Genomic DNA, 21,161 nt, shown 5'->3' with positions numbered 1-21,161 from the left:
CTCGCCTTCCTCCTGTGGGACACCGAATCGCCGTCGTCCGTGAAGGACACGCCCGCGCACACGGCGTCGTCCGCATTGAAGCCAGCGGCCCGGGCGACACGGGTGACCACGGCACCGCGACCCGCGGGCACCGCGCGCATCACGGGCCGCGTGCTGGGAACCTCCGGCCCGGCCGCGGGCGTGCGCGTGTCCGCCTCCCGCGTGGAGTCCGGGGTCACGCTGTCGGAGCGGCCCTGTCCCTCCCCCACGGGCCAGGACGACGCGCGGGCGCCAGCCTTCAAGAGCGACGCGTGCAGCTTCGACGCCGAGCGCATGCAGTGGGAGTCCGTGGAGACCCGTGACGGCGAAGCCCTCGTGTTCGCGGAGGCGGCCACGGACGCGGAGGGCCACTTCGTGCTGGAGGGACTGCCCGAGGGCCTCGTCACGCTCTGGGCCCTGGGCGACACGGGCGCGGTGTCACAGGGAGGCGTGGCGGTGGGCTCGAACGACGTGACGCTGACGCTGGAGCAGGGCAACCTCTTCGAGGGAACCGTCACGGACACGGACCGGAAGACGCCCATCCCCGACGCGCGGGTGACGCTCGTCTCCCGCTGGCACACGCGCTTCTTCGACGCGGTCAGCGACGCAGAGGGCCGCTTCATCGCGGGCCCCCTGCCCCAGGGTGACTACGCCGCCTTCGTCACCGCGGAGGGCCGCTCCCCGTGGTTCCAGCCGAAGCTCGAATCCCTCACCGCCATGGACCCCGTGGTGCTCGCGCCCGCGCTCGCCCTGACGGGCCAGGTCCTCTCCGCGGAGGGCGCGCCGGTGCCGGGCATCCTGGTGCACCTGGAAGGCGACACCGCTACGGCGTCCACCCAACGCACCACGACCGATGGCGAAGGACGCTTCCGCTTCACCGCGCCCGCGGTCCTCCACCAGCTCACCGCGGAGTCCGGAGGCGCGTTCGCCACGCTGAACGTGACACCGCCCCAGAAGGACCTGGAGGTGCGGCTCCAACCCGGCGTGTTCGTCACGGGCACGGTGCGAGACGACGCGGGCCACCCCATCCCGAACGCGCGCGTGGAGACCTACCGCGAGGACGGCGGCCCCCTCGCCGCCGAGGCGACCACCGTGACGGACGCAGGGGGCCGCTATCAGTTGGGACCCACGCGTCCCGGGCCGCATACCTTCCGGATCCTCGCGCCCCATCACCTGGACGTGGAGCAGCATGCCCAGAAGCTCCAGCAGGGCATGGCGCCCCTGGACTTCACCCTCAAGCGCGCGCAGAGCGTGGAGGGCCGCGTCGTCGACACGTCGGGCGCTCCAGTCGAGGGCATCCTCCTGTCGCTGTCGGGCAACTTCTTCGGCGGAGACGACATCGACGCTGACGGCGCCCGGCGCTCGGACGCCACCGGGCACTTCATCCTGGACGTGAAGCGCGCGGGGACAGGAAAGCTGTCGGTGGAGGAGCCGTCCTTCCAGCGTCAATCCATCGCGGTGCGCATCCCCTCGCGGGACGTCGTCGTGGTGCTGGACCGGGGTGCCTCCGTGTCTGGCACCGTCACCGATCCCCAAGGGCTGCCGCTGCGGGGAGCCACCGTGACGTTGGGAACGGAGGCGCAGGAGGACGCGCCCTACGAAGAGCCGCGTCAGGCCCTGACGGACGACCAGGGCCGCTTCCACCTGCAAGGCATTGCCCCGGGCTCATACCTCCTGGACGCCGTCGTCCGGGGAGACCTGATGAACGCATCGGTGTCCCAGCCCATCACCTTCCAGGCGCGCGAACACAAGGACGTGTCCCTGCGCATGGAAGCAGGCCGCGAGCGCTCCGGCATCGCGGTGGATGGGAAGGGCCAGCCGCTCGCGAAGGTCGTCATCACCGCGGACGTCTCCGAGAGCGCTTCAGCCGATTGGCAATACATCTACGACAATGGGCCTTCCGGCCTCCTCACGGGCCCGGACGGACGCTTCACCCTGCGCGGGCTCGTGGCGCCTCGCTACGCGCTGTGGGCCCAGCTGCCGGGCTACACCTTCCGCCCCGCGCGCTCCCAGGGCGGCGAGCCCGATACGGAGCACGGCAACCTGTGGGTGGACTCCAGCGAAGCGCCCCTCCAACTCGTGCTGGAGCGCGACGGACGCATCCGGGGCCGCGTCGTGGAACCGGGAGGCAAGGCCGTCACCTCGTTCACGGTGAAGGGCCTTGCGTCCCTCGAAAAGTTCGACGCGTCGCCAGACGGCGCCTTCGAGTTTCCGTTCTCCGATACGGGCCCGGAGGTCCTGACCGTGGAGGCCCCCGGCTTCACGCCGCTGGAGCGCCCCGTGACGCTGAAGGAGGGCGTGGACCTGGACCTGGGCGTGCTGACGCTCGACCCCGGCTGGACGCTGCGGCTCGCGGTCCACGACGCGGAGACGGGTGAGGCCCTCTCCCAGTTGGAGTATTTCCGGGTGGGCATCACCCGGCCAGGAGACTCCGACATCGCCCGCGCGATGGCGCGTCCCCGCGACGTCTCCTTTCGCGACGGCGTCTACACCCTGTCGCAACTGCCGCCTCCGCCCTTCACCCTGTCGCTCCGGAGCCGGAACACACGTCCCTTCGAGCAGGAGGTGACGGCCCGCATGGACACGCTCACCGTGGCCCTGGACCGCGCCGCGACGGTGCGGCTCCTGGCCCGGGACACGAACGGTACGCCCCTGCCCGCGCTCATCTCGCTGAAGGATGTGGGCGTCGCTGTTCACATGACCCGCTATCAGGGCGCTGCCTCCGGGGGCACCCTCGTCCTCCGAGGCGTCGAACCCGGCGAGTACCTGCTGGATGCACGCGCGGCCGATCCATACGAAGGGCCCCGCTTCACGCCCCGGAAGGTGCTGATCCCCCCCCGGGGCGAGGTGACCTTCACGGTGGAGGCAAGCCCACCGTGAAGCGGCGCGAGGCCTAGTTGGCGCGCTCCCACGCGTCCTGCCACGCGATGCCCGTGCCCGGCGCGTAGTAGGACGCCACGCCCTTGCACCAGCCGGAGTACGGGAAGGGCTTGCAGCGGTAGACGAGCCCGTCCGTGCCCTCCACCAGCGTGCCCGCCGTGTAGCTGTCGATGCCCGCCGGGTACTTGTACTGCGCCGTCCCGCCGGTGCCGCCGTCACTGCCGCCGCCGGTGGAGGGCTTCTCGATGTCCACCTGGAACGAGTAGCCCGTCTCCTTCGCGTACACGCGGTTGCCCAGCGCGTCCTGCACCGGAGTCACGCTGCCCGTCGTCTGGAGCACGCCCACCTGCACGCGGCTGGAGCCCGCGTTCACCTGCTGCGCCAGCCGGTACATCCACGTGGCCGCGGGCGTGGCCGCGTCGAGCGTGAGCGGATACGACTCGGCGTCACGGCCCGCGCTGTCGAAGAGGCGGAACGTCACCTTGCTCGACTTGGGCAGGTCCTCGCGCGCCTGCACCTGGCCCAGCTCCTTCCACGACACCGGCGGGGGCGGCGTGTTGCTGAACTTCACGTCCGTGCAGGCGTAGAAGGCCTCCGGGCTGTCCGCGCGCTGCCAGATGGCGTAGATGACGTGCGAGCCCGTGCGGCTCGCCGGGAATGGGCAGTTGAGCCGGTAGCGGTTGTTCACCGCGGACACGTTGGTGACGTTGCAGAACGGCGTCGACTCCAGGTCCGACCACTTCAGCGGCAGCGAGGGGTTGTAGCCCTCCTTCGTCACGAAGAGCTGGAAGTAGCCCGTGGCGTGCACCGCGGTGGCGTGGAAGACGAACTCGAAGCGGCCGCTGCTGTCCGGGGTGATCAGCGTGGACGGCCAGTCCGTGCGCGCCAGGTCCAGGCCCTTGTGACTCTCATTGGCGGCGCTGCACAGCTTGCCGTCCGGGATGATTTCGCGGTGGCGCCCGTTGGCGGCGCCCTGCCGGACGCCGTTCCAGTCGTACAGCGCCTGCGTCCCACCGGTCTGCACCGCGGCCTTGCACGCGGCGGACTTGGGGCTCTCCGGCCCTTCCTTGAAACATCCATAGACGCGGCTCAACGGCACTTCCATGGAGCCGTGCGCCGCCGCCGGACCGGCGGACAGCAGGGAGACGAAAGCGAGCGACGCGGTGAAGGCCTTGCGGATTGCTGGGAACATCCCTTCCTCCTCTGTTCGAAAACAAAGGAGGAAAGGCGCGGGCAAATCGGGTCAACGGCCGCTCAGGCCAGCAGCTCCGTCAGCAGACCCTTGGGCAGCGTGGGGTCGCCGAAGTCATCCAGCGGCCCGCCGGCCGCGTTCTTCAGGCCCACCGCGGCACCAATCGTGTTGAGCATCTTGTTGAGGTTGGGGCTGCTGTTGCCGCCCGCCGCCGTCACCGCGACGCCCTGCTTGAGGTAGCCGTTGCAGCTGCCCGCCAGGATGAACGGGATGTGGCGCGCCGAGTGCGCCGGCCCGTTGCCCAGGTCGTTGAACCAGACGGACACGCCCTGGTCGACCAGCTTCTTGCCGTCCGGCAGGGTGTACGCCGCCAGCTGGTCCAACAGGTAGTTGAAGGTCTGCGCGAACTGCGCGTCCACGCGCGAGTGCAGCACGTCCGACCCGGCGATGATGCCGCCCGACGCGTCGTGCGACGCGCGGCGGTGGGAGATGTAGTGGAAGTTCTCCATCAACTGCCCGGTCGTGGGGTCGCGGTAGCGCGTGGCGCTGTCGTTGCCGTTGCCCACCTGGATGGCCACCGAGCGCGTGGTGCCGCACGCCACCGCCAGCACCGCGATGTCCATGTGCAGCCGCACCGTGGCCAGCACCTCGTCGCCGTCCGTGCTGTTGTAGCCGGGCGCCTGCTGCTGGAGCCGCAGCTCCTCGTCCGCGCGGGCGCGGCAGCTCAGCGCCACCTCCAGGTCGCGCACGTTGGACAGGTGCAGGTCCAGGCGCTGCCGGTCCGTACTGCTCAGCTCCGGCCGCGACTGGAGCGCCTTCAGCTGGCCCGACACCAGGTCGTTGAGGCTCTTCTGGCGCACCAGCAACTGCTCGCGCGCCTCCGGCGAGAGGCCTCCGGGGCCGCCCACCATGGTCTGGTAGGCCACCCACGGGTCGTGCAGCGCGGCCGCCGTGAAGCGCTGCCCCGGTGGGAGATGCAGGGGCCGCCCAGCCACCCGCCGGCCTGCCCCGCGTAGAGGTAGAGCGAGTCGCGCTTCTGCGGGTTCAGCTCACGGCCGATGCGGTGGTCCAGCGACTCGCCGGATGCCTCGGAGTCGCCGCCCGCGCCCTCCACGGCGGGGCCGCGCGCGGTGAGGCACTGCAGCGCCCCACGGGCGTGGCCGTCCCCGTAGTTGTAGTCCTTCATGTTGACGTTGCGCACCACCAGCAGGCGCGCGCGGTGGTCCGCCAATTCCACCAGCGACTTGCCCGCGAGCGTCGTGGTGGAGAGGTTGCCCAAGGGCTCCGGCCAGAAGCGCTCCGGCTCGTTGCCCAATTCAGAGGTGCTCTGCGCGGCGGCGACACCATCCGCCTGGCGCAGGAAGATGGCGAAGGGCAGCGCGTTCGCATCCGCCGCCTGGGCCTTGCGGGGCATCAGCCCCTCCAGCACCGGCAGCCCCAGCATGACGCCACCCAGGCCCTGCAACACGCGTCGACGGCTCAGTTTCACGGCAGCTCCTCCGGGTGGCGAGTCACGAAGCCCACGCCCGTCACGACCTCGACGACCAGGTCCACGATGGGCAGCTGACCGGACTGCGACAGCTTGCCCAGCCGCGCCACCAGCGCGTCGTCCTCCGCCACCGCGGGGCGTCCGCTCAGGAACTCAATCCAGTGGCGCGCGTAGCACTCATGCACCGCCTGCGTGGTCGCGAGCGCGTCCGCCAGGTCCAGCGCGTCCTTCACCGACACCTTCTGTCCGCCGATGCCCGGCGTCGACGAGGCATCCACCGGGTGCCCGTTGTCCGTCGTGCGGTAGCCGCCCACGGCGTCGAAGTTCTCGAAGGGGAAGCCCAGCGGGTTGATGAGCGTCGCGTGGCAGGACGCGCACACCGTGCCGGGCGCCTCCGTGTGCGACGTCACCACCTCGCGGTTGGTGCGGCCGTTGGGCGCGGGCAGCGCGGGGATGTTGGCCGGCGGCGCGCCAATCTTCTGGCACAGCAGGTGCTCCGACAGGAACACGCCACGGTGGATGGGGTCCGGGTCGATGGACGTCGCGTGCGACGCGAGGAAGCCCACCTGCGTGAGCACGCCCCGGCGCTGCGCCCCGTCCAGCGTCACCGGCACGAAGTCCGAGGTGAACGTCCCGGTGAGGCCGTAGATGCGCGCCAGCTCGTCGTTGACGAAGGTGTCGCGCGACGTGAGCAGGTCCGCGAAGCGCCCCTTGCGCCCGAAGACGACGTCCTGGACGAAGAGCGTGTTCTCCTTCGCCGCGGACTCCGCCAGCTTCGTCGTGACGTTGGGGAAGCGCGTGGTGTTGGGCCGGATGCTCGCGTAGCGGGGCACGTCGAAGACGGCCTGGTGGTAGGCGTCCACCACGCCGCGAGCCCGGGGGTCCGCCATCATCCGGCGCGCCTCGGTGGCCACGCCCTCGCGCTTGGCCAGCAGGCCCTCACGGGCGGCGGCGAACAGCGCGTCGTCCGGCATGGAGTTCCAGAGCGCGTAGCTCAAGCGGGACGCCACCTCGAACGCGTCCAGCGGCACCTTGCCGTCCGCCGCCTGCGTGCTGCGCTCCACGCGGTAGAGGAACAGGGGCGACTGGAGGAAGCCCTCCAGCACCAGCCGCAGGCCGCCCTGGAACGCGGCCATCGTCGGGTAGGCCTTGGGGCCCTCGCGGTACAGCTTGAGGTACGACTCCACCTCGTCCACGGTCAGCGGGCGGCGCAGGGCGCGCAGGCCGAAGGACTCCACGAACGCCTTCGCGCGAGCCTCATCCGTGGTGCTCCCCGCAGGCAGCAGCTTGCCCAGCTTCGTCGCGTCCGTGGCCACCTGCCCGGCCAGGTCCGCCGCCGCGCGCTGGTACGCGCCCCACAGCGCCTCGTCCACCGACAGCGCGCGGGCGTCGTTGTCGAAGAGGAAGCCGCTCTGGGACGGATCCGCGCGGAACGACTGCGCCAGCGCCGTGGGCGCCGCGTCCAGCTTGAGCAGGTCCTTCACGGTGCTCAGCCACTGCGCGTGCGTCAGCCGGGCGACGCGCACCGAGCGCGCCGGCTGCTCCACGCCGGGATTGTTCGTCCCGCCAGGGCCAGGATTGCGCGGATTCGCCGCGTCAGAAATCTGGCCTTCGCAGGCAGTCAGGAAACTCAGGGTTCCCGCGAGCAGCGCGGAAGTCCAACGTCGTTGACGTAGCGCCATGGGGGGAAGCGCCTCCGTTCGTTGGAGGTCATCCCACTGGGGATACGTCAGGAAGTCAATCCGTACACCGGCCGGCCAGGCGGCGTTTCACACGAATACTGGAAACCGCCGCCGGCACCGGATCAGCCGGGAATAAGGAAGCGCGCGATGACGCGCTTGAGGCCCACGTTGCCGCCGAACTCCACGGTGACCTTGGCGTTGGGGCCGGACCCTTCCGCGGCGACGATTCGGCCGGAGCCGAACTGTTCGTGGCGCACGCGCATGCCGCGCACGTCCCCGCCCACGCCGTCCATGTCGGACGACGCCTGCGAATAGCTGCGGTCCACGCGCGGGCCCGTCTCATCGTCGTCCCAGTTGCGGCGGCGCTGCGGCATGGCGGCGGCGCGCGGCGGGGGCGGCAGGTCGTTCTCCTTGAAGCCGAACAACGCCTGCGGCACGTCCGCGAGGAAGCGGCTGGGCGGGTTGTACTTGAGCTCGCCGAAGAGGGAGCGGCACTGCGCCAGGCTCACGAAGAGCCGCTTGCGCGCGCGGGTGAAGCCCACGTAGCAGAGCCGGCGTTCCTCGGCCATCTCCTCGCCGCCGTCCGGGTCGTCGCTCTTGAGCGCGCGCGAGTGCGGGAAGACGCCCTCCTCCAGGCCGGTGAGGAACACGGCGTCGAACTCCAGGCCCTTGGCCGCGTGCAGCGTCATCAGCGCCACGCGTCCCTCGCTGACCTCCGCGTCCGCTTCGCCCACCAGGCTGATCTGCTCCAGGAAGGCCTGCAGCGCCGGGATGTCCGCGGTGAGCGGCGCGGAGTCCACGCCCTCGGGAGCCTCCTCCTCGCGCTCCTCGGCCGCCTGGGCGGAGGCCACCATGTCGGACGCGCGCTTCAGGTCGAACTCCTGCGCCGCGCCCAGGAGCTCCTTCAGGTTCTCCGCCCGGGTGAGCGACTCGTCGCTGCCTTCCGCGACGAGCGTCTCCACGAGCTTCGTCTCCTTCAGCATCTGGTCCACCGCGCCCGCCGCGTCCTTCGCCGTGAGGGAGAAGGCGTGCAGCGACTGGAGCAGCTGGTGGAAGCCGCCCAGCCGCTTCTGCGCGGTGGCGTTGAGGCTGGGGATGCGGTGGCGCTCGCCCAGGGCCTCGTAGAGGCTCAGGCCCTGCTCGTTCGCGAAGTCCGTCAGCCGCTCCTCGGTGGTGTCACCGATGCCGCGCGCCGGCACGTTGAGCACGCGCAACAGGTCCGCGTCCGAGCGCGGGTTCACCATCAGCCGCAGGTACGCGGACGCGTCGCGCACTTCCGCGCGGTCGTAGAAGCTGCGTCCGCTCACCAGCGTGTACGGCACGCGCGCCAGGCGCAGCGCCTCTTCCAGCACGCGGCTCTGCGCGTTGGTCCGGTAGAACACCGCCATGCTGGAGAACTTGATGAAGCCCTCGCGCTGGACGGCCAGGATGCGCCGGGCCACCTCCTGCGCCTCCGCGCGCTCGTCGCGGTGCAGGAGCAGCTCCAGGTTCTCCCCCTTGGGCCGCTCGCTCCAGAGCTTCTTCGCCATGCGGCGCGGGTTCTTGGAGATGACCTCGTGCGCGGCGGTGAGGATGTTCTGGTCGGAGCGGTAGTTCTGCTCCAGCTTCACCACCTTCGCGCCCGGGTACTGCTTGGGGAACTGGAGGATGTTGTCCACGTCCGCTCCGCGCCAGCGGTAGATGGACTGGTCGTCATCGCCCACCACCACCAGGTTCGCGGACGGCGGCGGGGCAATCTGCCGCAGGAACGCGTACTGCACGGGGTTGGTGTCCTGGAACTCGTCCACCAGCACGTGCGTGAAGCGCGTGCGGTAGCGCTCCAGCACGTCCGGCCGGTCGCGGAAGAGCTTCACGAGCAGCAGCAGCAGGTCCCCGAAGTCCACCGCGTTCGCCGCGCGCAGCAGCTTCTGGTAGCCCGCGTAGACGCGCTTGACGATCTGCCCGCGCACGTCCTCCTGCTCCACGCGCATGTCCTCCGGCAGCCGCGCGGCGTTCTTCTCCTGGTCGATGCGGTGCAGGATTTCGCGCGGCTGCATCACCGGCTCCACGCCCGTGTCGCGCATGGCGCGCTTCACCAGGTTGAGCTGGTCGCCGTCGTCGTAGATGACGAAGGACCGCGTCAGGCCCACGGCCTCCGCCTCGCGGCGCAGAATCATGGCCGCGGCCGAGTGGAACGTGCTCACCACCAGGTCGTTGGCCTGCGCGCCCAGCAACTGGGTGAGGCGCTCGCGCATCTCGCGCGCGGCCTTGTTGGTGAAGGTGACGGCCAGGATGCGCCACGGGAAGACGCGGCGCACCTTCACCAGGTGGGCCACACGGCGGGTGATGACGCGCGTCTTGCCACTGCCGGCGCCCGACAGCACGAGCAGGGGGCCGTCGCCGTGGAGCACGGCTTCCGCCTGGGGCGGATTGAGGTCTTCGAGGAGGGCGGTTTCGTGGGCGTTCACGGAGGGTTCCACCAGGGGGAAGAACCCCGTCTTCTAACGTCTTTCGCGCGCCGGTGCCGGGTCTTCCGCCAGCCCTGTCGCCCGCCGGGCCGTCCGCCCTCGGGACGGGCAGGAGCGTGCGATATAAAAGGCCCACCGCCCATGTCCGACACCCCGCCCCGCCCCACCCAGGCCCAGCTCGACCGCTACGCGGAGCTGTTTACCCAGAGCCTCACCCTGCGCCACTTCGGCGCCCGGATGTCCTTCCCCGAGGGACGCAAGGTGGTGGTGGAGCTCCCGGAGGTGCAGCCGCACCACCGGGGCGACCTGGGCGGCTCCGCCGTCAACGGCGGCGTGCTCTCCGCCCTCTTCGACATCGCCATCGGCTGCACACCGGCGCTCCGGGACACCACCCGCCGCTGCGCCACCGTCCAGCTGTCCATGAGCTTCGAGCGCCCGGTCACCGGAGACCGCTTCCACGTGGAGGCCGTCATCGACAACGGCGGGGCGTCCACCGTCTTCGCCTCCGCGAAAATCATCGATGCCGAGGGCCGCGTGTGCGCCCGCTGCCAGGGCGTCGTGCGCGTCTCCAACCAGCCGTGGGCCTCCGGCGAGAGCCCCGCCACCAACTGACATTCCCCCACCCCGCCTCCCCTCTTGCCCATTCCCGTCGATATGTCCCGCCTGGAGGTGCGTTTCCCTGGAAGCCCGGGGCAGGAACGGCCTCCGGGGGACGAGCGCGGCTCGCAACGGGAAGACGGCATGGATGCAGCCGTACAGGGCTTGGGGATGACGACCCTCCAGTCGCGGCAGGACACAGAGAGGGCCGCGCGGCCGGCGGCGCCGGACGAGGAGGCCCTGTCCCGGCGCGCGCTCTCCGGGGAGCGGGCCGCGTGGGACGCGCTCATCGCCCGGCACCAGCGCCGGGTGGTGGTGTCGCTGCTCGCGCGGGGCATCCGGGTGGACCGGGCCCAGGAACTGACGCAGGAGACGTGGGCGCGCCTCATCCAGCAGCAGCAGCGGGGCCTGCTCACGGAGCTGCGGCTGCCGGCGCTCGCGCTCGCGCAGGCGGCCTTCCTCGCGGCGGATGACGCCCGGCGCGCGCGGCGCGAGTCCGTGGACGGCACGGTGGAGGACCTGCCGGAGCGGCAGCAGCCGGTGGACCCCGCGCAGTCCGCGGAGAAGCGCCTGGTGTCGGAGGAGCAGCTCGCCCGCGCCCGGGACGCGCTGGAGCAGGTGTCACCGGGCGCGCGCAACGTCTTCCTCCTGGCCTGTGACGGCCAGGGGCTTCCCCATGCAGAGGTCGCCTCCCGCGTCGGGCTGTCCGTCCAGCGCGTGCGACAGATTTTGTGCGAGGTCCGCAAGAAGCTGCGCACCGCGCTCGAAGAGGAACAACCATGAGCCTGCCCACGCCCCACCTCACCCGCGACCGCACGGAGCAATACCTGCTGGGCGCGCTGCCGCCCGAAGCCTGCGCGGAGCTGGAGGCCCACACGCTCACGTGCGAGCCGTGCGCGCGGCTGCTCCAGGAGGAGGCCCTGCTGGAGGAGCAGTTGTACGAAGTCGCCGCCGCCACGCCGCGCGAAAGCGTCGTGGTGCGCCCCGCGCGCTGGCACCGCCCGGCCGCCGTCGCCGCGGCGCTGGTCGCGGTGGCGGCCTCCGTGTTCCTGCTGCTGCGGCCCGGAGAGGAACCCGTCTCCCCGCCCGTGACGCCCGTGGAGGCGCCGGTCGTCGCGGCGAAGGACACGCAGGAGGAGGAAGAGGCGCCCCGGGACATCGTGGTCGCGTGCCCGGACCTGGCCACACAGGAGCACTGCCTCAAGTCCGCGAGCGCGCGCGGGCTGCTCGTGTATCACCCCGGTGGACAGGGCGAGGTCCCCCGCTACGACGCGTCCAGCGGGCTGAACGCGGTGGCGCTGAGCTCGCGGCCGGCCGCCCTGTGAGGACTTCCGTGATGGCGTTCCGAACCCGCATCCCTGGCCTGCTGCTCGCGCTCTGGGCGCCCCTCGCGGCGGCCCAGACGCCGCCCGTCGCGACGGCGCTCACGTCCACCGCGACAGCCGCGTCCGAGGCGACGGCGCCGAAGGCAAACCCGACGCCCCCGGGCGCGAAGACCGCCGCGACAACCATGCCCGATGGCGCTGCGCCGAAGACGGGCCCGACCCCCTCAGGTGCGAAGACCGCCGCGACCGCCATGCTCGATGGCTCGGCGCCAAAGGTGGGCCCGGCGCCCGCCACCGGCGCTCCCTCGCCAGGGTCCGGCGCGGAGGTGGCTTCCGTCACGACCGCCGCGTCCACGCAGCAATCAAGCGCGGCGGCGCCTGCCTCATCCGGCGGCATGCCCGCGGCGCCGGACGCCACGCGGACGAAGCTGCCGCAGGGCTGGTACGTCACGGAGAGCGCGCCCCAGCACTACGAGGCCGGCGTGGACGAGTCCGCTCCATGCGAGGGCACGCGCAGCGCCTTCCTGCGCTCGCGCACGCAGTCCACGGACAGCTTCGGCACCTTCATGCAGGCCTTCAGCGCGCAGGACTTCCGGGGCAAGCGCCTGCGCTTCTCCGCGGCCGTGCGCCACCAGGACGTGAAGGGCTGGGCGGGCCTGTGGATGCGCGTGGAGGGCCCGGACCCCAAGCATCCGCTCGCCTTCGACAACATGCAGTCGCGTGCCCTGGTGGGCACCCACGGGTGCCAGCGCCACGACGTGGTGCTGGACGTGCCGAAGGAGGCCACCACCATCATGGCGGGCCTCATCATGAGCGGCACCGGCAAGGCGTGGCTCGGCGGCGTACGCTTCGAGACGGTGGACGCGTCCGTGAAGACCACGGACCTGCTCACCAGCCCGCAGCCCCTGCCCTCCGGCCCCCAGGGCCTGGAGGAGATTCCCGCCTCATCCCCCGTCTGGAGCGGCGGCGAGCGGCTGGGCCGCGTGGGCTACTACTGGTTCGACGCCCTGACCGTGCAGACGGAGAACCCGCTCAAGAAGGGCAAGGGCCAGCAGTGGCAGGGCACCGTGGGCGACGAACTCTTCGAGCACGGCATCGAGGTGAACGGCACCTACCGCAACTACCCGCTGCGGGTGCGGGTGCACGCGGGCGGACCCACCACCCGCATCCAGGGCACCTGGGGCACCGGCCCCGTGGACATCCGCCTCAGCCCGGACATCCTGTACATGCGCTGGGGCGTCTTCGAGCGGAAGCTGCTGCGCGACCGGGAGGCCGACGCGGAGCAGGGCTGCAACGTCTACCGCCAGATGGAGGGCGTGCACGAGATGGACCGCATCGACGTGTGCGGCGTCGCGCTCGCCACCCGGCCGCCGCTCACACAGCTGGTGGTGTCCTTCCTCGCCAACACCTTTCGCCGCGACCCATCGCCCTTCACGCCGCCGGTGCCGGCCCCTCCGGTGCGCTCCTGGCAGCCGGACAACTCCGCCGGAAGCAACCGCCCCGCCACGAAGGCCCGCTAAAAGGCAGGGCGGGCGAGGGAAGGACGGGCCCAGCCCCTCCTTCCCCTGGGGGACGCCTAGAACGCGAAGTCGCGCTCCAGCGTCTCCTGCCCGGCCTGCACCGTCAGGTGGGCCGCGTGCGCGCCGGTGGCCGCCGCCGTGGACAGGTCGAAGGACAGCCCCTCCGGTCCCTGCGTCGGCTTGAGCGACGGACGCCCGGGCGACAGGAACACGGCGGCCGTCACGGCGCGCGTGCCCAGGGGCTGCACCAGCAGCCGCACCCGCTGACGCTCGCGCACCAGCACCACGCGGAAGTCGCGCCGCTCCTCCAGCACCTCGCGGTGCTCCGGCAGGCGGGCCGCGCTGGGGCGCCGCGCCACGTCCGCGCGGGAGTCACGCGCCGAGCGCGGGACCTGCACGCCTTCCTCTTCCAACTCCAGCGCCTCGTCGATGGCGTCGTCGCCCTCTTCCAGCGCCAGCACGGCCTGGGCGCACTCGCCGCAGCTGGCCGTGTGGGCCTCCACGCGCTCGCGCTCCTCGCGGCCCATCTCGCCGGAATCCAGCCGCCACAGCTCGTCGTCCGTGAGGTGGCGGCGCGGGGGGGCGTCCACCACCGCCGTGTCCGCGCGGTCCGCGCGGCAGCTGGCACAGTCCTTCAGGTGCTCCGGATCCTTCATGGGGCGGCCCGTCCAGGACGCCACCAGGTCATCACAGCCGGCCCTCGCGGAGAACCACCAGGCGCCGGGGCGCTCCACGGGGTCCAGCAGGTCGCGCTCGGCGCGGCGCTCGGTGTTGAGCGGGATGAACCAGCGCGCCCGGGAGCGCAGCGCGGAGTCCAGGTGGCCCAGCGCCCCGAGAAAGCGCTCGCGAGCAGCGGCCGCGTCACCGTCCAACGGGCCCTTCAACATCTCCCAGGTGACGAGCGCGCGGGCGGCGGAGGCGGCCCGATCCCGGGCGGCCAGTCCTTCCAGCGCGGACGCGCGCCACAGCTCCGCTTCCTCACCCTCCTCGCCCAGCGCCACCTCCATCGACTCCTCGGCGGCACGCAGGAGCACCGGCTGGAGCGCCTGCGGTTTCTGCTGGGCCAGCCAGGCTTCCACTCCGGGGCGGTCCAGGCCCTTCAAGGCCTCTTCCACCCCGTCGGTGCCGAGCCGGTCCGAGCGCCGCAGCACATCCCCCACCACCTCCAACAGCTCACCCACCGCGAGGGGGCCCGCGCCCAGGCGCGCGTACCGGGCCTGGTAGCGGGACAGCGCGTCGCCCTTCATCGCGACATCCCGGGCGAGGCGGAAGCCATCAGACTCCCGCGAGACGTCACGACGGCTCCTCCGGCAGTCCGTCCCGCTGCAACTCCAGCAGGTACAGACGCAGGTATGCCTGGGCGCGGCTGACGCGCTTGTACGAGTTCACCACGCTGATGTTCAAACGGCGTGCGCATTCCTCGTGATCCTCCACGTCCTCGTGGTGATAGAGCTCCCATGCGGAAGCCTCCTTTGGATGCTCCTGCTGGAGCCTGGCGTAGGCGGCCCAGTACAACTCCTGCGCCTCGGCGCGCTCCTCGCGACGCCGTGCGCCCTCCACCGCCCGGGCCACCTCGGACGGGGTCTCTTCCATGACGTCATCGGGCGACGCCGGCGCGGGCGCGAGCTCCTCCCGGTGCCGCCGGTAGAAGTCGATGGCGACGTGCTTGACGATGCGCAGGAAGAACGTCTTGGGAGACGCGCTCCTGCCCGGCATTTGCTCGGACACGCCCCGGAACTGATCCAGGTCCCGGTCGAGGAACTTCCCCACCGCGTCCTGGAAGAGCTCGTCGGCGTCCGCCGGCGAGCCGCGTCCGTAGCTGCCCTGAATCCTGCCGATGACGTAACGGGCCGGGCGCGCCCATCGCGCGCACAAGGCCCCCAGCGGAGTCCCGACGGCCTCGCCCGAGGCGCGTCGCCGGGTCACCTCCGCGAACAATTCCTCATCCGTGAGCTGCTCGTACACCGGAAGACCCTGGAGGCTGTCCCGGGAGGTCCTCGTCCCGGGAGGTTGGGTTACGGGGATGTGGCGCGGCAAATTAACACGTTGCATCCGCGAACAGCCTCCGACTGGTTACAGGGCTCTCGACACCCGCGCCCGGCATTTCCTGACGCGCTTTTTTCAAGGGCCGCCCATGACGCGGTGGGTCTTCTCCAAAGAGGGACGAGCCTGCCCGTAAGGTCCCGGAAAAAGGCCCGGAAATGGCGCCGTCAGGATTCCGGCCAGGGGGGCGTCCAGGGGCGCATCGCTTTCGAGCGCCCGGCCGAAGAGGCCCTACACGCAGTGGTTCAACTCCACCCCTCCGCTCGCAAGGCGGGGGGCCCGCCGGCGGTCCGGTACTGAATCGTTAATTCAGCCTTCCGGCTTCCTCACTCGGGCGCTCACTTTTTCCCTCCCAACTCCAGGCAGCCCTTCCGGGCATGCCTCTGTCCCGAAAGGGGGACGACCGCCATGACCGCTCGCACCCAGACGACCCTTCCGGAGACGCAGCGAGGACCGGCCGAGCGCCTGCTCGACGTGGTGCTCGGTGGCTCCGCCCACCTGTGGCACCACCGGCCCGGCCTGGACGTGAACGGCACCTGGGTGGCCCTCGCCAACGCGGAGGCGAAGGCCCTGACGCGCGGCCGCAGGGTGGCGCCCGGCCTGTTCGTGCCCGCCGCGGTGAAGCTGTACGGCCAGCTGTTGGAGCTCTACCGCCTCAACCCGACGCTGATGGCGCACTTCGCGTCGTACGCGCTGACGCAGACGGACTGGCGCGACCTGAAGGTGGCCACCTGCGCGCTGATGCTGGTGCAGGAGCACGCGGGCCAGCCCGTGCGTGACGGCCAGGGCACCATCGCCTTCCACGACGACGACTACCGCGCCATTGGCGAGGCCATGGTGCTGCACTACGTGCGCCGCTCCACGCGGATGCTCACGCCCAAGGCCGTGCTGCGCGTGGCGGAGCTGCTGGAGACGCCGGAGATCGCGCGCCTCAACCGCGCCGCGGGCTTCGGTGACCCGGCGTCGCGCAAGCCGCCGCTGGGCCGCTGGAAGCGCGTGGCCCAGAAGTGGCTGGCCGCGCGTGAGGCGAACCTGCCCATGCTCCAGGGCCTGGTGAAGGCGGGCTACAAGGAGACGCTGAAGAAGCTGGCGCGCAAGGCCGGCTACAAGCCCCAGTCGCAGGGCTTCTTCGAGGTGCTCGGCTGGAAGCAGAAGCAGGCGGACGGCGGCCACCGGCAGGTGGGGTTGCAGGGGCTCACGCTGGTGAAGCGCGAGCGCTTCGACGGCCTCTCCGAGGCGGAAATCTGCGAGTGGATTGAACTGGAGCGGCTCTCCTACAAGGAGGTCGTGGGCCGGCTGCCGAAGGACGTGGGCCTCACGCCCGCCATCCTGGCCACGCTGCTGCCGTCGTTGTCGGACCGCGACCTGCGGCTGATGACGCCCACGCTGGAGGAGCTGGGCCTGTTGCAGGAGCCGTCCGTGAAGGCGCGCTGGGAGCGGGCGGTGGCGAGCGCCACGGATCAGCGCTCGCTGAACATCGCGAAGAACGTCCGCGGCGAGCACGTGCGTCGCAAGCTGGAGGAGGCGAGCGACAACGCGGTGAAGAAGGCGGTGGCGGAGGCGACGGCGGAGACGGACGTGCGGGTGATGTTCCTCATCGACAAGTCGGGGTCCATGGAGGGCGCCATCGAGCAGTCCAAGGAGGCGCTGTCGCGCATCCTCGCGGGCTTCCCGATGGACAAGCTGCACGTGGCGGCGTTCGACACCATGGGCACGGTGCTCCAGCCCAAGGCGGCGAACCGCACGGCGGTGCAGCACATGCTGTCCGGGCTGAAGGCGTCCGGCGGCACGGTGCACGCGGCCGGTGTCCACGCGCTGCACCGCTCCGGGGTGCGCATCCCGGCGGAGGCGAAGCTGGTGGTGATGGTGGTGGGTGACGAGGCGGGCGAGGCAGGCGACCAGTTCGCCAAGGCCTTCCACGCGTGTGGCTACAGCGTGGCGGCCGTGGCGCTGCTGGTGAGCGTGTCGGGGATGGGGGCGCGCGGCAACACGGTGCGCTCGGGGGCGAAGCAGCTGGGCGTGCCCTTCAGCGAAGTGAGCGTGGGGCAGTTCGCGGACCCCTACCAGGTGCCGCGCGTGCTCCAGGCGCTGATGGACGCCCCGCGCACGGTGGGCGCCAGCCAGTCCGGCTGGGTGGACCGGGTGATGAGCACGCCGCTGTTGAAGGTGGCGTGAAGAAGGAGGCAGGGGCGTGGACTACCGGAAGCTGCTCGGAAAGGAGGAGTCGGCGGTGCTGCCGTATTTCGGCGGCGGGACCGTGGACGCGCCTTCACGCCGCCTGCGCGTCACCCAGCCCGTCGCCCCGGGCTGGTGGCGTTTCGAGGTGAAGGGCCGCGAGGCCACCGCGCGAGAGCCGGCGTCTCCCGAGGGGATGGAGGCGCTGCCGCGCGTGCGGGGCCATGTCTGGGGGACGCGGCTGGTGCGCGAGGGCGCGGTGGCGGAGCCGCTGGCGTTGATGCCGGAGGAGGAGCCGCCGCGCCTGTCGCCGGTGACGGCGCGCCGCTGGCATGACGGCACGCTGCTCTTCGATGGCGTGGAATTCGAAAGCGAAGCAGAGGAGACGGCGCGCCGCGCGCTGGAGGACGGCCGTCCTCTGGGGGACGCGCGTGGCGTGAGCGCATCGCTGCGCGCGGCGTTCGGCTTCGCGGTGCTGGAGGCGGTCTCGCGAGGCACGGGCATCCCGTTCGCGCCCGTGGAGGTCCGCGCGCGGGTGCTCGACGTGGCGCGCGAGGGACGCGTGGAGGCGGAGCGCTGCCTGCGGCGGCTGGCGGAGGAGCGTGCGCGCTTCATCCGGATGCAGGCCGAGCAGGAGGCCCGTCACGAAGCGGCGGCCCGTGCGCGGATGCATGAGACCGGCACGTCGGAGGTCTGGCGGGACGCGGAGGGGCGTGAGCTCGGACGGGTGTTGTCGGGGCGTGAGCGCGAACGCTGGGAGGCCCTTCACGCAGAGGGAGCCCGTACGCGGATGCGCCCGGAGCCCGGCACCGCGGGGTCCACGTGGACCGGCTCGGGGCAGGTCGCGAACGGCCGTGAGGCGTGGGAAGCACGGCGGGATGCCTCCGCGCGCGCTTCAGGCCGGACGCCGGGCGTGCGGGACGGACGGGGCCACGCGCGCCCGGAACGCTGGCACGCGGAGCCGGAGGTCGGCACGCGGGTGGAGCGCGCGCTGGACAAGGCCGGCGCGCGGCTGCTGGACCACCGCCGGCTGGGGGACGGCCTGCTCGAGGTCGTCTACGCGTTCATGGGCGAGCGCTTCGTCACGGTGGTGGAAGCCGCGACGCTGCGCGTGCGCGACGCGGGCGTGTGCCTGGCGGGCGCGGACAACCGCGTCACCCTGGAGAGCCTGCCGTCGGTGCTCAAGGAAGCCATCGACACGGACGCGCTGGTCATCACCCGGCACGCATGAAACCCGCGTGTCCGACCGGGCCCGTCCCCCACGTCGGTACGGGCCATTCGGGAGGACGAACTTCAATGTCGACGACGCGCGAGGTGTGCCTGCTCATCGGGCCGGAGGATCAGGTGTTGTGGGGCGATTCCTTCGACGACCCCCTGTCGCTGCCGGACTCCCGCCCTCGGTGGGAAGCCATCTGGAGCCTGCGGGACACGCTGGTGGAGATCACCCACAGCCACCCGGAGGGCCCGCTGGGCTTCTCCCAGGAGGACGAGACGACCATGGCCGCGCTCGAAGCCGCGCTGGGCCGGCCGCTGAGGTTCTCCGTGGTGGCCCCCGACGGCATGGTGGTCCGCATCGGCGGCGAGGACGTGCTGGTGCGCGACGAGCCCGCGTGGGCCGCGCCGCTGCGCATCGCCTCGGGGCTCCTGTACGGGCGGCCCCGTCCCGGTCCCACCATCCTCCAGGAGGACGGCCTGCTCCTGGAGCGGGCCCACCGCAAACCGTAGGCCTCTGCTTCAGCCCGGCAGCAGGATGATGCGGGCAATCTCCGGCGGCGCGGCGACGCGCATGGGCGGACCCACGAAGCCGCACCCACGGCTGACGTAGAGATGCGAGCCGCCCAACTGGCTCAGGCCGGCGTTCTGCTCGCCCCAGATGAGATGGCCCAGCACGTTGCCCGGGAACATCTGTCCGCCGTGCGTGTGGCCTGAGACCTGGAGCCCCACGCCGCGCTGGGCCACCGCCTCGAAGTTGGAGGGCTGGTGCGCCAGCAGCACCGACGCGCGGTCCGGCCTCAAGCCCTTCATCGCCGCGTCCAGGTCATACCCGGCCTCACCGAAGCGGCTCGCGCTCCAGTCGTCCACGCCGATGAGGTCGAAGGACGCGCCCGCGTCCCCGATGGACACGGCGCGGTTGCGCAGCACGGTGATGCCCAGCCCGCGGACGAACTCCGTCCACGCCTCCACGCCAGAGTAGTAGTCGTGGTTGCCGGTGACGAAGTACGCGCCGTGCCGGGCCTTGAGCGCGCCGAAGCCGCCCACGTAGCGCCCCAGCTCCGGCACCGTGCCGTCCACCAGGTCGCCCGTCACCGCGATGAGGTCTGGCTTGAGCGCGTTGGTGCGCGCCACCAGCTCGTCCACGAAGCGGCGCTGCAACACGCCGCCAATGTGGATGTCGGTGAGCTGCACCAGCGTGAAGCCCTCCAGCGCCTTGGGCAGTCCGGGCAGCCGCACCGGGATGTCGCGCACGTCCGGAGGATGGAACGCGCGCCAGGTGCCGTAGGTGCTCACCGCCGCGCCCGCCACGGTGGCCCCCGCCGCGAGCCCCTTGGCCAGGAAGGCCCGGCGCTCGGGCGACGGCGGCTCCGGAAGCTTGCGCGCCCGGGTGAGCACGCCCCGGACCACGTCCAGCCCCAGGGTGAACATGAGCAGGGTGAGCACGCCCCGGACCACGTCCAGCCCCAGGGTGAACATGAGCAGGTAGAGCACCAGCCCCATCCACACCAGCAGCGCGATGCTCGTCCACCACGCCACCTCGGAGGAGAACATCCCCCCCACCATCCGGGCGCCCAGCGAACCCACCAGCCCCCCGGCGAAGAGCACCATCCCCGCGCGGCGCCGAGCCTTGCTCGCGGTCACGTCTCGCACCAGGCGGCGGTACAGATAGACGTGCGCCAACGCGAGCAGCGTGGTGACCGGCACGAGGAACAACACCATCCGGAGCTGGGGCGACATGAGGGGCCGTGTCTACCCGCGCAGGAGCTTGTCCACGAGCGCCACGTACTGCTGCTTCGCGGCGTCCTTCGCGAGCCCCTTGCGGCCGGCCCACGCGTCGTACTTCGCGCGCCCCTTGATATCGAGCATGCCGGGGCGCTTGCCCTGCACGTCCCCTTCCGTGCCCTGCTTGTAGAGGGAGTACAGCTCCAGCAGCGTGTCGTTCGAGGGAGCCTTGGACAGCGTCTTCACCCGGCTCTGTGCGGCGCTGAAGTCATCATCGAGGGCCATGCGCGGTCTCCGGCAAGCGTGTGCCGGAGACCTTAACAGCCGGCCTCACATCGTCGGCAGCCAAAGGTGGCGGATGTCCTCGGGCAGTTGGGCGCTCACGTCCTCCGCCTCGCCTTCGCTGATTTGGTGACGGACGGCATCCATCACCGCGCGCACCACGGGCTCCACGGCGTCCGGATTCAGGGCCAGGTCCTCGCCCACCAGCTTCAGCAGCTCGTCGCGGCCGAACTTCGACGGACGGGGGTCGGCGTCGTGGCGCTCGCAGCGGTGCAGCAGCTCCGTGAGCTTGCGCGGCAGCTGCGCCTCCAGGTCGGAGGACTCCTCCGCCTGGATGCGTTGCTCCAGGCCGCAGAGCACGGAGACGGCCGCCTGCTGGGCGACACTCGGGGACATGCCGCCCCGGTCGCAGAGGTGGTCGATGAAGCGGGCATACGTCTGACTGGCCCGCATCGCACTGCGCCGCGCACGCCGCTCCTCGATGGACAGCTCGCGCCGCTCCTCCGCATGCTCCTCGTCCTGGGGTGCGCCCGAGCGGCGCTGCGGATCACGGTCTTCAGCCATGGGGGTCCTC

18 protein-coding genes are annotated in these 21,161 nt (G+C 71.5%); 8 read left to right on the top strand and 10 right to left on the bottom strand.

Annotated elements, in window-relative coordinates; all coding sequences use genetic code 11:
• Positions 1-102: 102 nt before the first annotated feature.
• On the top strand, positions 103-2,898 hold the full coding sequence (locus ACX114_RS07720; RefSeq protein ID WP_459296203.1) for a carboxypeptidase regulatory-like domain-containing protein: 2,796 nt from the start codon (positions 103-105) through the stop codon (positions 2,896-2,898).
• A 13-nt stretch (positions 2,899-2,911) separates the two neighbouring features.
• Here the strand turns inward: ACX114_RS07720 and ACX114_RS07715 are convergent, their stop codons facing one another.
• The 5 genes from ACX114_RS07715 to ACX114_RS07695 all read right to left on the bottom strand — a co-directional run bounded on the left by ACX114_RS07715 (position 2,912) and on the right by ACX114_RS07695 (position 9,708).
• Positions 2,912-4,090, bottom strand: coding sequence for a lytic polysaccharide monooxygenase auxiliary activity family 9 protein (locus ACX114_RS07715; RefSeq protein ID WP_459296201.1), 1,179 nt, complete (start codon positions 4,088-4,090; stop codon positions 2,912-2,914).
• A gap of 62 nt (positions 4,091-4,152) precedes the next feature.
• Entirely contained in the window at positions 4,153-5,016 is an 864-nt protein-coding gene (locus tag ACX114_RS07710; protein WP_459296199.1) for a DUF1552 domain-containing protein, read from the bottom strand.
• Positions 4,908-5,579, bottom strand: coding sequence for a DUF1552 domain-containing protein (locus ACX114_RS07705; protein ID WP_459296197.1), 672 nt, complete (start codon positions 5,577-5,579; stop codon positions 4,908-4,910). Before ACX114_RS07705 ends, ACX114_RS07710 begins: the two co-directional genes overlap by 109 nt.
• Positions 5,576-7,126 (bottom strand): DUF1592 domain-containing protein, encoded by a 1,551-nt coding sequence (locus ACX114_RS07700; RefSeq protein WP_459296195.1) that lies wholly within the window; start codon positions 7,124-7,126, stop codon positions 5,576-5,578. Before ACX114_RS07700 ends, ACX114_RS07705 begins: the two co-directional genes overlap by 4 nt.
• A 257-nt stretch (positions 7,127-7,383) precedes the next feature.
• The gene (locus ACX114_RS07695) at positions 7,384-9,708 is read right to left on the bottom strand and encodes an ATP-dependent helicase (RefSeq protein ID WP_459296193.1); all 2,325 of its coding nucleotides are present in this window, start codon (positions 9,706-9,708) and stop codon (positions 7,384-7,386) included.
• A gap of 141 nt (positions 9,709-9,849) precedes the next feature.
• Here ACX114_RS07695 and ACX114_RS07690 point away from each other — a divergent pair, with 141 nt between their 5' ends.
• From ACX114_RS07690 to ACX114_RS07675, 4 genes are all read left to right on the top strand, one after another.
• Complete coding sequence (locus ACX114_RS07690) at positions 9,850-10,320, top strand: PaaI family thioesterase (RefSeq protein WP_459296191.1); 471 nt, start codon at positions 9,850-9,852, stop codon at positions 10,318-10,320.
• A 129-nt stretch (positions 10,321-10,449) separates the two neighbouring features.
• A complete protein-coding gene (locus ACX114_RS07685) occupies positions 10,450-11,088 on the top strand; it encodes an RNA polymerase sigma factor (protein WP_459296189.1) in 639 nt (212 codons plus the stop codon).
• Positions 11,085-11,630 (top strand): zf-HC2 domain-containing protein, encoded by a 546-nt coding sequence (locus tag ACX114_RS07680; RefSeq protein WP_459296187.1) that lies wholly within the window; start codon positions 11,085-11,087, stop codon positions 11,628-11,630. The genes ACX114_RS07685 and ACX114_RS07680 overlap by 4 nt, the downstream gene beginning before the upstream one ends.
• 11 nt (positions 11,631-11,641) lie before the next feature.
• Entirely contained in the window at positions 11,642-13,150 is a 1,509-nt protein-coding gene (locus ACX114_RS07675) for an AraC family transcriptional regulator (protein WP_459296185.1), read from the top strand.
• Positions 13,151-13,206: 56 nt separating this feature from the next.
• Here the strand turns inward: ACX114_RS07675 and ACX114_RS07670 are convergent, their stop codons facing one another.
• The gene (locus ACX114_RS07670; protein WP_459296183.1) at positions 13,207-14,397 is read right to left on the bottom strand and encodes an anti-sigma factor; all 1,191 of its coding nucleotides are present in this window, start codon (positions 14,395-14,397) and stop codon (positions 13,207-13,209) included.
• 46 nt (positions 14,398-14,443) lie between these two features.
• Complete coding sequence (locus tag ACX114_RS07665) at positions 14,444-15,115, bottom strand: RNA polymerase sigma factor (RefSeq protein WP_459296181.1); 672 nt, start codon at positions 15,113-15,115, stop codon at positions 14,444-14,446.
• A 486-nt stretch (positions 15,116-15,601) separates the two neighbouring features.
• Here ACX114_RS07665 and ACX114_RS07660 point away from each other — a divergent pair, with 486 nt between their 5' ends.
• The 3 genes from ACX114_RS07660 to ACX114_RS07650 all read left to right on the top strand — a co-directional run bounded on the left by ACX114_RS07660 (position 15,602) and on the right by ACX114_RS07650 (position 19,093).
• Entirely contained in the window at positions 15,602-17,368 is a 1,767-nt protein-coding gene (locus ACX114_RS07660; RefSeq protein ID WP_459296179.1) for a vWA domain-containing protein, read from the top strand.
• Positions 17,369-17,384: 16 nt separating this feature from the next.
• Positions 17,385-18,599 carry a hypothetical protein gene (locus ACX114_RS07655; RefSeq protein ID WP_459296177.1) on the top strand — a complete coding sequence of 405 codons (1,215 nt, stop codon included), beginning with the start codon at positions 17,385-17,387 and terminating at the stop codon, positions 18,597-18,599.
• A gap of 65 nt (positions 18,600-18,664) precedes the next feature.
• Entirely contained in the window at positions 18,665-19,093 is a 429-nt protein-coding gene (locus ACX114_RS07650; RefSeq protein ID WP_459296175.1) for a hypothetical protein, read from the top strand.
• 9 nt (positions 19,094-19,102) lie between these two features.
• Here ACX114_RS07650 and ACX114_RS07645 read toward each other — a convergent pair whose 3' ends face one another.
• From ACX114_RS07645 to ACX114_RS07635, 3 genes are read right to left on the bottom strand one after another with little or no spacing between them, the layout of a single operon-like run.
• Positions 19,103-20,320, bottom strand: coding sequence for a metallophosphoesterase (locus ACX114_RS07645; RefSeq protein ID WP_459296173.1), 1,218 nt, complete (start codon positions 20,318-20,320; stop codon positions 19,103-19,105).
• A 12-nt stretch (positions 20,321-20,332) separates the two neighbouring features.
• The gene (locus tag ACX114_RS07640; RefSeq protein WP_014394349.1) at positions 20,333-20,590 is read right to left on the bottom strand and encodes an acyl-CoA-binding protein; all 258 of its coding nucleotides are present in this window, start codon (positions 20,588-20,590) and stop codon (positions 20,333-20,335) included.
• A gap of 45 nt (positions 20,591-20,635) precedes the next feature.
• Positions 20,636-21,151, bottom strand: coding sequence for a DUF2267 domain-containing protein (locus ACX114_RS07635; protein WP_459296171.1), 516 nt, complete (start codon positions 21,149-21,151; stop codon positions 20,636-20,638).
• Positions 21,152-21,161 lie beyond the last annotated feature (10 nt).

This window comes from Corallococcus sp. M7, from assembly GCF_054512695.1.
The sequence above is the reverse complement of the archived record's forward strand: the minus strand, read 5'-3'. Positions and strand labels throughout refer to the sequence as shown.